We start from the raw sequence: 12365 nt of genomic DNA, 5'->3' as shown, positions 1-12365 counted from the left end.
TCAAGTCCTCTCGCCGGCACCATTAATGCCTGGAACCGTGGTGTAGTTGGCCTAACATGCCTGCCTGTCACGCAGGAGATCGCGGGTTCGAATCCCGTCGGTTCCGCCATTAATCTAAAATAAAATAAGGCTCGGTAGCTCAGTCGGTAGAGCAGAGGACTGAAAATCCTCGTGTCGGCGGTTCGATTCCGTCCCGAGCCACCTTTAATCTTGGAGGATTAGCGAAGTGGCCAAACGCATCAGACTGTAAATCTGCTCCCGTACGGGTTCGGTGGTTCGAATCCATCATCCTCCACCAGTTTTATGAGTCATTAGCTCAGTTGGTAGAGCACCTGACTTTTAATCAGGGTGTCGAAGGTTCGAGCCCTTCATGACTCACTTTTATATATGCGCGTGTGGCGGAATTGGCAGACGCACTAGACTTAGGATCTAGCGTCTTTGACGTGGGGGTTCAAGTCCCTCCACGCGCATCCCTTATACGCGGACGTGGCTCAGCGGTAGAGCATCGCCTTGCCAAGGCGAGGGTCGCGGGTTCGATTCCCGTCGTCCGCTCCAATTAAATATGCGCCCTTAGCTCAGCTGGATAGAGCGTTTGACTACGAATCAAAAGGCCGGGAGTTCGAATCTCTCAGGGCGCGCCATTTATAACTTCATATGCCGGCGTGGCGGAATGGCAGACGCGCTCGACTCAAAATCGAGTGGGAAACCGTGGAGGTTCGAGTCCTCTCGCCGGTATAATATAACGGGATGTAGCTCAGCTTGGTAGAGCACCTGGTTTGGGACCAGGGGGTCGCATGTTCAAATCGTGTCATCCCGATATTATTTTACGCGGGTGTAGTTCAATGGTAGAACTTTAGCCTTCCAAGCTAATAGCGTGGGTTCGATTCCCATCACCCGCTTACCGATATAGAGAAAAAAGAGATGATCATGATCATCTCTTTTTTTGTGCATTCTTAGGATTTTCACAAGACCTACATCCTCACCACAATTAAATTAAATTCTTTTGAACTTGAGCGTATGCTATTTCACCATGTGGAATGTAGATTGGCAGCATACAGATCAGATTAGACCTTTTTTTGTGAAACGCTTACAAAAATATCTTGCCTATTTAGCCATGATGTAATACTATACCAATTAAGCGCTTAACCTTTATGGGTATGGCGCTTAAACTTAACGTAGATTAAGCGCTTTACCCATGAAGGGAAAGGAGATGAAATCCATGACAACAATCCGGCTGACCATGGCCCAGGCGCTGCTCCGCTATCTGGATCAGCAGTATATTTCCGTAGATGGTGTGGAGACCAAATTCGTGAAGGGTGTTATCGGTATTTTTGGACACGGTAATGTTACAGGAATAGGAGAGGCACTGGAACGCAGCCCAGGAAGCCTAACGTACATGCAAGGCAAGAATGAACAGGGGATGGTACACACGGCAGCGGCTTATGCCAAACAGAAGAATCGCAGGCAAATATACGCGTGTACCACATCGATCGGCCCAGGTGCGTTGAATATGATTACCGCAGCTGCAACAGCGACCGTGAACCGGATTCCTGTACTTCTGCTTCCCGGAGATAACTTTGCTACACGTGAACCGGACCCGGTACTGCAACAGCTTGAGGTGAGCAGTGATTATACCGTCTCGGCTACAGACCCATTTAAAGCGGTGAGCAAGTATTGGGATCGAATTGTACGACCTGAACAGTTGATGATCGCTGTAACACAGGCGATGCGTGTTCTCACGGATCCAGCGGAGACGGGAGCGGTAACGCTGGCATTGCCACAGGATGTGCAGACTGAGGCGTACGATTACCCGGAAGCGTTCTTCGCCCGCAAGGTGCATTATCTGGACCGCCGCCCCCCAGTTCAGGCAGCCATTGAACGGGCTGCGGAACAGCTGGCCCGTGGTAGGAAGCCGCTGCTGGTTGCTGGCGGCGGTGTGTTGTATTCCGAGGCGTCTGTTCAGCTTGCTGCTTTCGCCGAGGCATTTGGCATTCCGGTTGCCGAGACACAGGCTGGCAAGAGTGCACTGTCCTGGGACCATCCACTCAACGTGGGGGCCATCGGGGTTACAGGCTCCCTGGCGGCGAACCGACTCGCGAGAGATGCAGATGTTGTGATCGGCGTCGGCACCCGGTTCTCGGATTTCACGACGGCGTCCCGATCCGCTTTTCAGCATCCAGAAGTGACATTTATCAACCTAAACCTGAACGGTATGGATGCAGCCAAGCTGGGCGGGGAAGCGATTCTGGCAGATGCACGAGAAGGCCTGCAAGCTCTGCAAACGGCAATGCAAGAACGGGGATACCGTAGTGGCTACGGCCCATCCGAGGTTGCTGACTTGCGAGGTGAATGGAACCGAGAAGTAGATCGGTTGTATGAACTAAAGCACGAAGCCGGCTTGGCACAGACCACTGCCGTTGGGATTATTAATCGGACCATCGATCCATCTTCCATCATCGTGTGTGCGGCAGGAAGCCTGCCCGGAGATTTGCATCGCCTATGGCGAGCGGCAGCACCGAAGACGTATCACATGGAATACGGCTTCTCCTGTATGGGCTATGAGGTGAGTGGTGCATTTGGAGCAGCGCTTGCCGAGCCGGATCGGGAAGTATATGCCATGGTTGGTGACGGTAGTTACCTGATGCTGCATTCCGAGCTGGTAACCAGCTTGCAGGAACAGAAGAAGTTTACCATTTTGCTATTCAACAACAATGGATTCCAATGCATTCATAATTTGCAGCGTGAGCACGGCAGTGACGGATTCGGCAACGAGTTTCGTTATAGGGAATCGGAGAGTGGGCGACTGACAGGTGATTACATGCCGATGGATTTTGCAGCACATGCCCGCAGTCTGGGAGCAAAAGCATATCGAGCGGAAACAGCAGAGCAGCTGGAGCAGGCACTTAGGGATGCAAGGAATGAGATTGTGACTACACTTATCGAGATTCCAGTTGTACCAGGGACCAATGCAGGAGGATACGAATCCTGGTGGAATGTTGGCGTGCCGGAAGTATCGACGGAAGAAAAGGTGGTAAGTGCCCATCATGCAATGCAAGCCAGCCGTGCCAAAGTAAAGCCCATTTAATTCAGCTCCCTATATTGGAACGGGCATGATGCTGAACTCAAATTAAGGAGACGTGGAGCCATGAACAAACTGCCATTTCAGCTCGGAATTCATCCGATCAACTGGGTCGGCGAGGATGTGAAGGAGCATGGAGACAACACGACGTGTGAGCAGATTTTGGATGATATTCAGCGACTCGGATTGACCGGTACGGAGATGGGGCGCAAATATCCAACGGATCCAGCCGCACTGCGTGAGGAACTAGATAAGCGCAATATCCGTCTCGTTTCCCAGTGGAAGTCGGTATTGTTCTCCGACCCGGCATACCGAAAATCAGAGCTGGATAGCTATCGCAGACACACGGAGTTTCTGCAATCGATGGGCAGTACGGTTATTAGCACAGCAGAAGTAGGGGGCTCCCTGCATTTTGATCCACGGCGGACTCCGCATGAGAAGGAAGTGCTAAGACTCAGTGAATCAGAGTGGCACATCCTTGCTGAAGGGTTGAATGAAGCTGGAGCCATTGCACGGGAACATGGATTAAAACTGACATACCATCACCATGGCGGCACCGTGGTGGAACGGCCGGAGGAGATCGACAGGTTGATGGAATTGACCGATCCTACTCTCGTTTACTTGCTTTATGACACGGGTCATGCCTACTACGGGGGAGCCGATCCACTGGCTTTACTGCGTAAGCATTATGACCGGATTGCCTATATCCACTTGAAAGATATCCGTCCGGATGTACTGGATGAGGCACGGGCAGCACAATCTGATTTTGTCGGCTGTATTCGCAAAGGGGTATTTACCGTACCCGGGGATGGATGCATTGATTTTGCACCGATTCTGCAGGAATTGGTTGATCGGGGATACGATGGGTGGGCGATGCTTGAAGGCGAGCAGGATCCTGCCATTCATAATCCATATGAGTATGCGAAACGTTCCCTCTTGTATATGAATTCAATAATTAGGTAGCCCATCTGATTCGGCATGAGTTTAATATGATTTCCATAGGGTTAGGTAACGAAGGTGTTGTTCATATGTGCATAGCAAAATACCAAAACAGAAGGTGCGGTCGGAAAAGCGAGTATATTTTATCTGGATCGGTCAGCACCTTCAATCTAGAACACTATTCCATTTCAGAAAGGGGTTCTGAGCCATGGCTTACGTTTCCTTTCCTGCTTCCAGGAAGACGGATTTCACCGCAATCGGAAGATTATGCATTGACTTGAACGCCAATGAGATTAACCGTCCGATGGAAGAGACGATGACGTTTACGAAGTATGTAGGTGGATCTCCGGCCAATATTACGATTGGCATGTCCAGGCTCGGCATGGAGACGGCCTTTATCGGGAAAATTGCCAATGACCAGATGGGAAGGTTCATCCATAGTTATCTGGAACGCAACGGAATTGATACGTCCAATGTGGTAACCGATGACACAGGAGCGGTGACAGGGCTTGCTTTTACCGAGATCAAAAGTCCAACCGACTGCAGCATACTGATGTACCGCGACCATGTAGCTGATCTGCTGTTACAAGCCCGTGAAGTCCAGGAGCAGCTGATCGAGGATTCCAAAGTGCTGCTAATTTCCGGAACGGCTCTTGCCCAGAGCCCATCTCGTGAAGCAGTATTTCAGGCACTAACGTATGCCAAAAAGCATGGAACCGTCATTGTATTTGATCTCGATTATCGTCCCTATACCTGGACATCGGCGGAAGAAACAGCAGTGTATTACAACCTTGCAGCCGAAAAATGCGACATCATCCTGGGCACCCGTGAGGAATTCGACATGATGGAGACGTTTGACCATAATACACAGCGCAGCGATCAGGTGACCTCACAAAAGTGGTTTGATTACTCAGCAAAAATTGTCGTTATCAAGCATGGCAAGGAGGGTTCCATTGCCTATACCCGCGAGGGGCTATCCCATCGTGCAGACAGCTACCCAGCGCGTGTGGTGAAGACATTTGGAGCTGGCGACTCCTATGCAGCAGGGTTCCTGTACGGATTAATGCAGAATTGGACGATTGAACGCAGTATGGCGTATGGCAGCGCAGCAGCAAGTATCGTCATCTCTAGTCACAGCTGCTCGGATGCGATGCCAACGGTGGAACAGGTGAATGATTATATAGATCGCTGCAATCGGGGCGAGATTATAGTGTCCTGAATCACTAAGGAATGGCTGCAACACATATAAGCGAAGGGAGACAGGGCTATGGGAAAAGGGATTTCGGAAGCATCGACAACCGTGACGATGGTACAAAACTGGATCGGGGGTGCCTGGGTAACCCCGGCGGCAACCCGAACCGAGCCGGTCATGAATCCGGCTACGGAGGAAATCATTGCACACGTGCCGCTGTCAGAACAGGCAGACGTGGACCTCGCCGTCCAAACGGCAAGAGAGGCATTCTCATCCTGGAGCAACACACCGGTTCCTCGCCGTGCGCGTGTTTTGTTCCGCTACCAGCAGTTGCTGGTGGAACACTGGGAAGAACTCGCCCGGCTGGTCACATTGGAGAACGGCAAAAGCTATGCTGAAGCCTACGGGGAAGTACAGCGGGGCATTGAATGCGTCGAATTCGCGGCGGGTGCCCCGAATCTGATGATGGGCAAGCAGCTACCTGATATCGCCACGGGGCTGGAATCAGGCATGTATCGGTACCCGATCGGCGTTATAGGGGGTATCACCCCTTTCAACTTCCCAATGATGGTACCGTGCTGGATGTTCCCGCTGGCGATTGCGTGCGGGAATACCTTTGTGCTGAAGCCCTCCGAGCGAACCCCGCTGCTCGCAGGGCGCCTGGCTGAGCTGTTCAAGGAAGCCGGGCTTCCGGACGGTGTACTTAACATCGTTCACGGTGCGCATGAAGTCGTGAACGGACTGCTTGAACATCAGGATGTTCAAGCCATCTCTTTTGTCGGCTCACAGCCTGTGGCTGAATACATCTACACTACTGCATCCGCACACGGAAAACGGGTGCAGGCCCTCGCCGGTGCCAAAAACCATTCGATCGTCATGCCGGATGCCGAACTTGACCTGACGGTGAAAGAGATCACCAGTGCAGCTTTTGGCTCAGCCGGAGAACGCTGCATGGCCTGTTCGGTTGTCGTGGCCGTTGGTGATATTGCAGATGCGTTGGTACAAAAGCTGGTGGAAGCAGCGGACCGCATCACGATTGGCAATGGCTTAGATGAGGGTGTGTTCCTCGGCCCGGTCATTCGAGGCCCGCATAAAGAACGTACGCTCAGCTACATTGAATCCGGAGAACAGGAAGGCGCAGCCTTGATCCGCGATGGCCGCAAGGATGAAGCGGCAAGCACGCCCGGATATTTTGTTGGACCCACCATATTCGACGAGGTTCAGAGCAGCATGAAAATCTGGAAGGATGAGATCTTCGCCCCTGTGCTCTCCATAGCTAGAGTAGATACGCTCGAGGAAGCAGTCCAGCTGGCGAATCGTTCCGACTTTGCCAATGGGGCGTGTCTGTTCACTCGTAGCGGGGCGAGTATGCGACAATTCCGTGAAACGATTGATGCAGGCATGCTTGGCATTAACCTGGGCGTACCTGCGCCAATGGCCTTTTTCCCTTTTTCCGGCTGGAAGAAATCCTTCTATGGTGACCTGCACGCCAACGGTACGGATGGAGTTGAATTTTATACGCGTAAAAAAATGGTGACGGCCCGCTGGTAACAATCCCAGGGATAAGCCAGACCAAGAGGGAGACCTCATCCTATAGCGAGCGCACAGGGACAAGGAGGATAACAAAATGGGCAAGGACAGAGTGAGAATTGGTATTATCGGTGCCGGGCGGATCGGTAAAATTCATGCAGACAATCTCCTGCGCAACCCGCATGCCGAGATTGTAGGTATCAGTGATTTGTTTGCGGGGCCTGAGCTGGAGGCTTGGGCCTCAGCACGGGGAATTTCGGTCGTAACGACAGACAGCAGTCAGCTGATCTCGATGCCGAACGTGGATGCTGTGCTGATCTGCTCCTCGACGGATACACATGTACCTTTAATTGAACAAGCAGCGCAAGCGGGCAAGCATATTTTCTGCGAGAAGCCGGTCAGTATGGATTTGGCTCAGACCCAAGCGGCTGTGGCGGCTGTGCAAAAGGCTGGTGTGAAGCTGCAAATCGGATTCAACCGCCGCTTCGATCACAACTTCAAACGGGTACGGGACCACGTGCAGGACGGGACGATTGGCGATCCGCATATTATCAAAATCACTTCACGGGACCCAAGCCCTCCTCCCGCGGAGTATATCAGGGTATCTGGCGGGATTTTCATGGATATGATGATTCACGATTTTGATATGGCACGTTATCTGTCGGGAAGTGAAGTAGAGGAAGTATATGCCCAAGGGAATGTGCTGATCCACCCTGTGTTTGCAGAGCATGGAGATGTGGACACAGCCATTGTGACGATGAGTTTTGAAAATGGAGCCATCGGTGTCATTGATAATAGCCGCCAAGCGGTATATGGATATGATCAGCGTGTCGAGGTGTTTGGCTCATTGGGCAGTGCAGCAGCTGCGAATGATCATCCCAATACGGCAGAGATCAGTACAGCGACAGGGCTTATGCGGGATAAGCCGCTTCACTTTTTTCTGGAAAGATACAATGAGGCTTATGTGCAGGAGACGGCCCTTTTTATTGAAGCGATCCTGAAGGATACACCCGTTATTGTAGATGGTCATGATGCGGTTCAGGCTGAACGGATAGCACTGGCTGCAAGGATGTCCATGGAACAGGGGAGGCCTGTCAAGCTGCGAGAGGTCACCGGGATGACAATGGAATCTCAGACAGCATCGCCATAAAAATTCAATTCAGGCGTTCACACAGAAAGGAGAGGCTGCGGCATGTCAGAACGTATCGTGAAACCGACAGCACATTCGGAGGGAGACGGCACACTTATACACGTAACTCCAGAGTCTGCTGGTTGGCAGTATGTTGGGTTTCAGGTAGTACAGCTTGCAGAAGGGCAATCCTTCACCCGTGAGAGCGGTGATCTGGAACTCTGTGTCGTACTGCTCAGTGGACTGGCCAACATAAGTACGCGGGAGCATGAGTGGGAGAACGTTGGGAAGAGAATGAACATATTTGAGAAAACACCTCCTTATTCCGTCTATGTCTCTAGCTCCGATCAGGTGGAGATCAAAGCTCTTTCTGCTTTGGAAGTAGCCGTATGTGCGGCACCAGGCAAAGGAACACATCCGGCACGTCTCATCACACCGGAAGATGTTGGAGTAGAGATCCGCGGATATGGTAATCTGGAGCGCCAGATTCATAACATTTTACCTGAACAGAAGGAAGCGGACAGTCTGCTCGTCGTTGAAGTATTTACGCCTGATGGGCATTGGTCGAGTTATCCGCCGCATAAACATGACCGGGATGCTTTGCCTGAAGAATCACTACTGGAGGAGACCTATTACTTCCGGGTGCAGCCAGAGCAGGGGTTTGCCATTCAACGCATTTACACGGACGATCGATCTGTGGATGAAACATTGGCAGTGAACAATGGTGAGGTCGTGCTTGTCCCTTGTGGATACCACCCAGTAGGTGCTCCACCGGGATATGAGGTATATTACCTTAATGTGATGGCAGGCCCGACTCGAACCTGGAAATTTTATAATGACCCTGACCATGACTGGCTGATGAAAAGATAGTTGGGTCTTATCCTCCCTTCCGGAGTGTCTTCGAGTTGCGAATGCAGACTTCCCCCTGCATAATGAGAAGAAAACGATTACCTATATATAAGGATCTTGTATATAGCACAGATGGGGAATTAACAATGAAAGCAACCATTTATGATATTGCACGAGAGGCGGGCGTATCCATTGCCACGGTCTCCCAGGTCATTAACGGCAAAGGGAAAATCAGTGAAAAGCGGCGCGCTGAGGTTATGGAGATCATGGAACGCCTTAACTATCAACCTAGCGCGATTGCTGCTGCACTTACGGGCAAGCAAACCTATACGCTCGGTCTGCTTGTACCCGATATATCCAATCCGTATTTTGCCGAGCTTGCCAGAGCGGTAGAAGATCGGAGCCGCCAGCTGGGGTACAGCGTCGTGATCTGCAGCACCGACAATAAGGACGAGCGGGTAGAGCGCTATTTGAATCTGCTTCAGCAAAAAAGAGTCGATGGCATGATGATCGGAACGGGTATTGATAATGCCGAGATTTTGTCACCCCTTCTGCAGCAATCCATACCTGTTGCCTTAATAGCTCGTCAACTGCCATCACTCTCGGTACACACCGTTGCGATCGATGACAGGCTTGGTGGCGCACTGGCCGCGCAGCATTTGCTTCAGTTGGGTCATACCCGCCTTGCGGTGGTGTCAGAACCGCTCAAGGTCAGCAGCAGTAAGGAACGTGTACGCGGATTTCGCGAAGCGGTGGAGGAAGCAGGTCTTACTCTTGAATCTTCACAGGTCAGGGAATCAACCGCGGACTTAAAAACAGCCAAACAGGAGGTGCTCGTGCTGCTCGGGCAAACCAACCGGCCAACCGGCATATTCTGTTGTAATGACATGCAGGCCATTGGTGCGTTGCAGGCAGCAAAAGAGCTCGGCTTGCGAGTCCCTGAAGATGTCTCCATCATCGGATTCGACAATACTATTCTCGCATCTGTGACCAATCCACCGCTGACGACGGTTGCCCAACCTATTGAAGATTTGGGGCATCGTGCAGTGGATCTGCTGATTGATGAGTTGAAGGATGAGCATAAACGGCCACAGAAATTGGTTCTGAAGCCCGAGCTGGTGATCAGAGAGTCAACGGGTGATGTCTCCATTCATTCTTGATTCAGGGATCCAGCAGTATCACATCAGCTCAGTGAGATATACAAACAAGCCGTATTCAACCTCGTAGGAGGATGGATGCGGCTTATTCCGTTTGGACTACGGGATTAGAAGGCTTGATGAAGTCCAATTGGTATGATGTAATCCAGTTTCTCCTTGATAGGGGGAGGTAAGCTATTTTTCGCATAGGGCAGCTATAATGTTCGATATGTCGGTTTGGATGGATGTATTAATATAGAACAATATATGGATGAAATGGTATACTAGGAAGAACATGCTATATCCACTTTTTTACGATATTAGGATGAGAAAGATGGGTGATTTGTATTAAAAGGTGGGGACTTGCTGCATTCATATGTTTCATTGTGAGCTTGTTGCTACTCGATTTTTCTCCTGAACAGAAGGAGATTTCTACGGAGTCACCCGTTGAATTTATACGGGAACCTTCTCAAACGAACGTGATTGACTGGGAAGTTACGAAACTATCTCCTGAACAGTTTCAAGAGAGATATACCGAGCTTACGGGTGAGAGAACATCGAAGGAACCCATGAATCAGGAGCAAGAGTGCCAGAAGGCCAACACCACAGAGAAACAAACTCCTTCACAAATCACGGAGTGCTACGACGCAGAGTACGCGGCCAATATAGCCCTGGAAGAAGGAATTTCAGCACAGGCAGGAGTTTTGGTACAAGTAAGAGAGGTTAGAGATGGTGAAATAATACGAAAAGAGTTCCACGAAGTGTATGAAAATACCGGTTATCTGTCTTCTCGTGATTTCAGCTCAGATGAACTTGTGAAAAATTATGTGTTGGGTACATTGCAGGATCGCTCTCGATTACAGCTCAATTTTAGTGGATACGTAGCACCCCTAGAGAGAGAAGGAGAATGGGGAGCACAGCATCAGAGGGCGAAGGACCCACAACATTTTAGCGGATCAGGATTTTTCCAACTATAGATGGATTCAGGCGCATATAGGTTAACGAGAGGAGGTTGATTTATGAATAGAAAAAGAAAGCTGATTCTGGGTATCGTTATTTTACTTACCTTAGTAGCTACAGCGATACCTGTATACATATCTCAACAGCATACCACGTTTCGGGCAGAGGTTACGGATCACATAACCATGCTGGACAAATTTGACCGGTTAGAAATCACGAGATTTTCAAGTTCATCGGGGGACAGGAAGGAAGTGGTCATCAAGGATGCGGAGGAAATTCAGGACATTCTGAAGGACTACAAGGATATTGAATTGAAGAAGATTAATCAGAGGGATACAGAACGGGAATCTCCCTATTATTATGAGTGGCGTCTTATGATTAACAAAGAGGAACGTGAAATCAATGGTTTTGGAATTACCTTATATAACAAACATTCAATGACGATCTATAACGGTAATGATACGCGAGATAAACTACAGGACTATAAGGTTTCGCAAGATATGAACTGGTACAAGATGGAGCGCCTCTTTGAGGGAATAAAGGGGGAAGAATCATGACTGAGTACTATGTGCGTTCTATAGAAACGGAAGATGTTCCGTTCCTGTGGGAGATGTTATATGCTTCCCTGCATACCCAGGCGGGTGATGAACCCTTGGAACCTGGAATTGTCCATTCTCCAGAGCTGTCCAAGTACGTGGAAGGCTGGGGAAGAGAAGGGGATTTTGGATATATCGCAGTAGATACGCTGGGTAGGAGACTGGGTTCGATCACTTTACGTTTATATGATGAGCAGAATGCCGGATATGGTTACGTGAACGCTGCTACTCCAGAGATGGGCATGGCAGTCATTGAGGAAGCACGGGGAAAGGGATTGGGCACTCTTCTGATGCAAGCGGCATTGGATGAAGCTCGGCAGAGGGGGACTCAGGCCGTGTCGCTCAGCGTAGATCCGAACAATGCAGCCATCCGACTTTACCGGCGTTTTGGATTCGAGGAGATTGGGATGTGTGGTACATCGGTCACCATGTTATGTCGGCTTCATCCAGCCCATTGAGTCCTACCGGAATCTAAATGGATATGAACATAGAAGAAGCGTTCCCTTAAGGGAACGCTTCTCTTATTTCGTCAAAAATGCTAGTGCTTCATCATATGTTTCCCATTGGAATTCCGTCTGATGCTCCGATTCCTTGGAGATTCGATTCAGCTGCATCCTCGCAATGGCACTGCCGACTGCTACACTGGCACGTCGCATACCCAATTGTGTGAGCATTTTTTGATGCTCCACAATTTTCTCTTTGGTTTCCTGGGAGAAAGCTTTCATGTTTCGCATGTCCACCAGTACATCAAACGAATTACCCAATTGCTGCGCAATATGTTGAATTTCCCGATTCGTTTGTTCTACTTCTTCAGGGGAGACCATGCCATCCCAGATAATTTCAATAATAGGTTCCTTTGAATCCAAACGTCGTACAGACATACAGGCAACTCCCTCGAAAAAAATATGTAATATATAAGTCTATTGACCTATTAATTATACCCGAAAATCGGGAG

General features: G+C 50.0%; 11 protein-coding genes and 10 tRNA genes. 20 read left to right on the top strand and 1 reads right to left on the bottom strand.

Features of this window, described 5'->3' with window-relative positions:
* The first annotated feature begins 31 nt into the window (after window positions 1-31).
* The 20 genes from MH144_RS30585 to MH144_RS30490 all read left to right on the top strand — a co-directional run bounded on the left by MH144_RS30585 (window position 32) and on the right by MH144_RS30490 (window position 11868).
* Window positions 32-109: transfer RNA gene (locus MH144_RS30585), tRNA-Asp, on the top strand.
* 19 nt (window positions 110-128) lie between these two features.
* Window positions 129-201, top strand: a tRNA-Phe gene (locus MH144_RS30580).
* Between the two features lie 11 nt (window positions 202-212).
* A tRNA-Tyr gene (locus MH144_RS30575) sits at window positions 213-298 on the top strand.
* A 7-nt stretch (window positions 299-305) separates the two neighbouring features.
* A tRNA-Lys gene (locus MH144_RS30570) sits at window positions 306-378 on the top strand.
* Between the two features lie 11 nt (window positions 379-389).
* Window positions 390-470 (top strand) — tRNA-Leu (locus tag MH144_RS30565).
* Window positions 471-480: 10 nt separating this feature from the next.
* Window positions 481-555: transfer RNA gene (locus MH144_RS30560), tRNA-Gly, on the top strand.
* A gap of 9 nt (window positions 556-564) precedes the next feature.
* Window positions 565-641: transfer RNA gene (locus MH144_RS30555), tRNA-Arg, on the top strand.
* Between the two features lie 15 nt (window positions 642-656).
* Window positions 657-735: transfer RNA gene (locus MH144_RS30550), tRNA-Leu, on the top strand.
* 8 nt (window positions 736-743) lie between these two features.
* Window positions 744-817: transfer RNA gene (locus tag MH144_RS30545), tRNA-Pro, on the top strand.
* An 11-nt stretch (window positions 818-828) separates the two neighbouring features.
* Window positions 829-899 (top strand) — tRNA-Gly (locus MH144_RS30540).
* 320 nt (window positions 900-1219) lie between these two features.
* Window positions 1220-3085: a 3D-(3,5/4)-trihydroxycyclohexane-1,2-dione acylhydrolase (decyclizing) gene (iolD, locus tag MH144_RS30535; RefSeq protein WP_239305887.1), complete on the top strand. Its 1866-nt coding sequence runs from the start codon at window positions 1220-1222 to the stop codon at window positions 3083-3085.
* 60 nt (window positions 3086-3145) lie between these two features.
* The gene (iolE, locus tag MH144_RS30530) at window positions 3146-4042 is read left to right on the top strand and encodes a myo-inosose-2 dehydratase (protein ID WP_239305886.1); all 897 of its coding nucleotides are present in this window, start codon (window positions 3146-3148) and stop codon (window positions 4040-4042) included.
* A gap of 184 nt (window positions 4043-4226) precedes the next feature.
* A complete protein-coding gene (gene iolC, locus MH144_RS30525) occupies window positions 4227-5237 on the top strand; it encodes a 5-dehydro-2-deoxygluconokinase (RefSeq protein ID WP_095362327.1) in 1011 nt (336 codons plus the stop codon).
* Between the two features lie 48 nt (window positions 5238-5285).
* Window positions 5286-6761 (top strand): CoA-acylating methylmalonate-semialdehyde dehydrogenase, encoded by a 1476-nt coding sequence (locus MH144_RS30520; protein ID WP_275440389.1) that lies wholly within the window; start codon window positions 5286-5288, stop codon window positions 6759-6761.
* Between the two features lie 76 nt (window positions 6762-6837).
* On the top strand, window positions 6838-7890 hold the full coding sequence (gene iolG, locus MH144_RS30515) for an inositol 2-dehydrogenase (protein ID WP_239305885.1): 1053 nt from the start codon (window positions 6838-6840) through the stop codon (window positions 7888-7890).
* 42 nt (window positions 7891-7932) lie between these two features.
* A complete protein-coding gene (gene iolB / locus MH144_RS30510; RefSeq protein WP_239305884.1) occupies window positions 7933-8739 on the top strand; it encodes a 5-deoxy-glucuronate isomerase in 807 nt (268 codons plus the stop codon).
* Window positions 8740-8864: 125 nt separating this feature from the next.
* Window positions 8865-9878 (top strand): LacI family DNA-binding transcriptional regulator, encoded by a 1014-nt coding sequence (locus MH144_RS30505; protein WP_239305883.1) that lies wholly within the window; start codon window positions 8865-8867, stop codon window positions 9876-9878.
* Window positions 9879-10240: 362 nt separating this feature from the next.
* A complete protein-coding gene (locus MH144_RS30500; protein ID WP_239305882.1) occupies window positions 10241-10831 on the top strand; it encodes a hypothetical protein in 591 nt (196 codons plus the stop codon).
* A gap of 42 nt (window positions 10832-10873) precedes the next feature.
* Window positions 10874-11371, top strand: a complete 498-nt coding sequence (locus MH144_RS30495; protein ID WP_239305881.1) for a hypothetical protein — start codon at window positions 10874-10876, stop codon at window positions 11369-11371.
* Window positions 11368-11868: a GNAT family N-acetyltransferase gene (locus MH144_RS30490; protein WP_239305880.1), complete on the top strand. Its 501-nt coding sequence runs from the start codon at window positions 11368-11370 to the stop codon at window positions 11866-11868. Before MH144_RS30495 ends, MH144_RS30490 begins: the two co-directional genes overlap by 4 nt.
* Window positions 11869-11931: 63 nt before the next feature.
* Here MH144_RS30490 and MH144_RS30485 read toward each other — a convergent pair whose 3' ends face one another.
* Window positions 11932-12291: an STAS/SEC14 domain-containing protein gene (locus MH144_RS30485; protein WP_239305879.1), complete on the bottom strand. Its 360-nt coding sequence runs from the start codon at window positions 12289-12291 to the stop codon at window positions 11932-11934.
* Window positions 12292-12365: the final 74 nt, after the last annotated feature.

The organism is Paenibacillus sp. ACRRY (assembly GCF_022346995.1).
Taxonomy (GTDB): Bacteria; Bacillota; Bacilli; order Paenibacillales; family Paenibacillaceae; genus Paenibacillus.
Note: the sequence above shows the minus strand (reverse complement) of the source record. Positions and strands in the feature narration are given on the sequence as shown.

Excerpts from the sequence above, each read along its gene's own strand:
- iolD (WP_239305887.1), top strand. The coding sequence starts at position 1,220 with ATGACAACAATCCGGCTGACCATGGCCCAGGCGCTGCTCCGCTATCTG.
- iolE (WP_239305886.1), top strand. The coding sequence starts at position 3,146 with ATGAACAAACTGCCATTTCAGCTCGGAATTCATCCGATCAACTGGGTC.
- iolC (WP_095362327.1), top strand. The coding sequence starts at position 4,227 with ATGGCTTACGTTTCCTTTCCTGCTTCCAGGAAGACGGATTTCACCGCA.
- MH144_RS30520 (WP_275440389.1), top strand. The coding sequence starts at position 5,286 with ATGGGAAAAGGGATTTCGGAAGCATCGACAACCGTGACGATGGTACAA.
- iolG (WP_239305885.1), top strand. The coding sequence starts at position 6,838 with ATGGGCAAGGACAGAGTGAGAATTGGTATTATCGGTGCCGGGCGGATC.
- iolB (WP_239305884.1), top strand. The coding sequence starts at position 7,933 with ATGTCAGAACGTATCGTGAAACCGACAGCACATTCGGAGGGAGACGGC.
- MH144_RS30505 (WP_239305883.1), top strand. The coding sequence starts at position 8,865 with ATGAAAGCAACCATTTATGATATTGCACGAGAGGCGGGCGTATCCATT.
- MH144_RS30495 (WP_239305881.1), top strand. The coding sequence starts at position 10,874 with ATGAATAGAAAAAGAAAGCTGATTCTGGGTATCGTTATTTTACTTACC.
- MH144_RS30490 (WP_239305880.1), top strand. The coding sequence starts at position 11,368 with ATGACTGAGTACTATGTGCGTTCTATAGAAACGGAAGATGTTCCGTTC.
- MH144_RS30485 (WP_239305879.1), bottom strand. The coding sequence starts at position 12,291 with ATGTCTGTACGACGTTTGGATTCAAAGGAACCTATTATTGAAATTATC.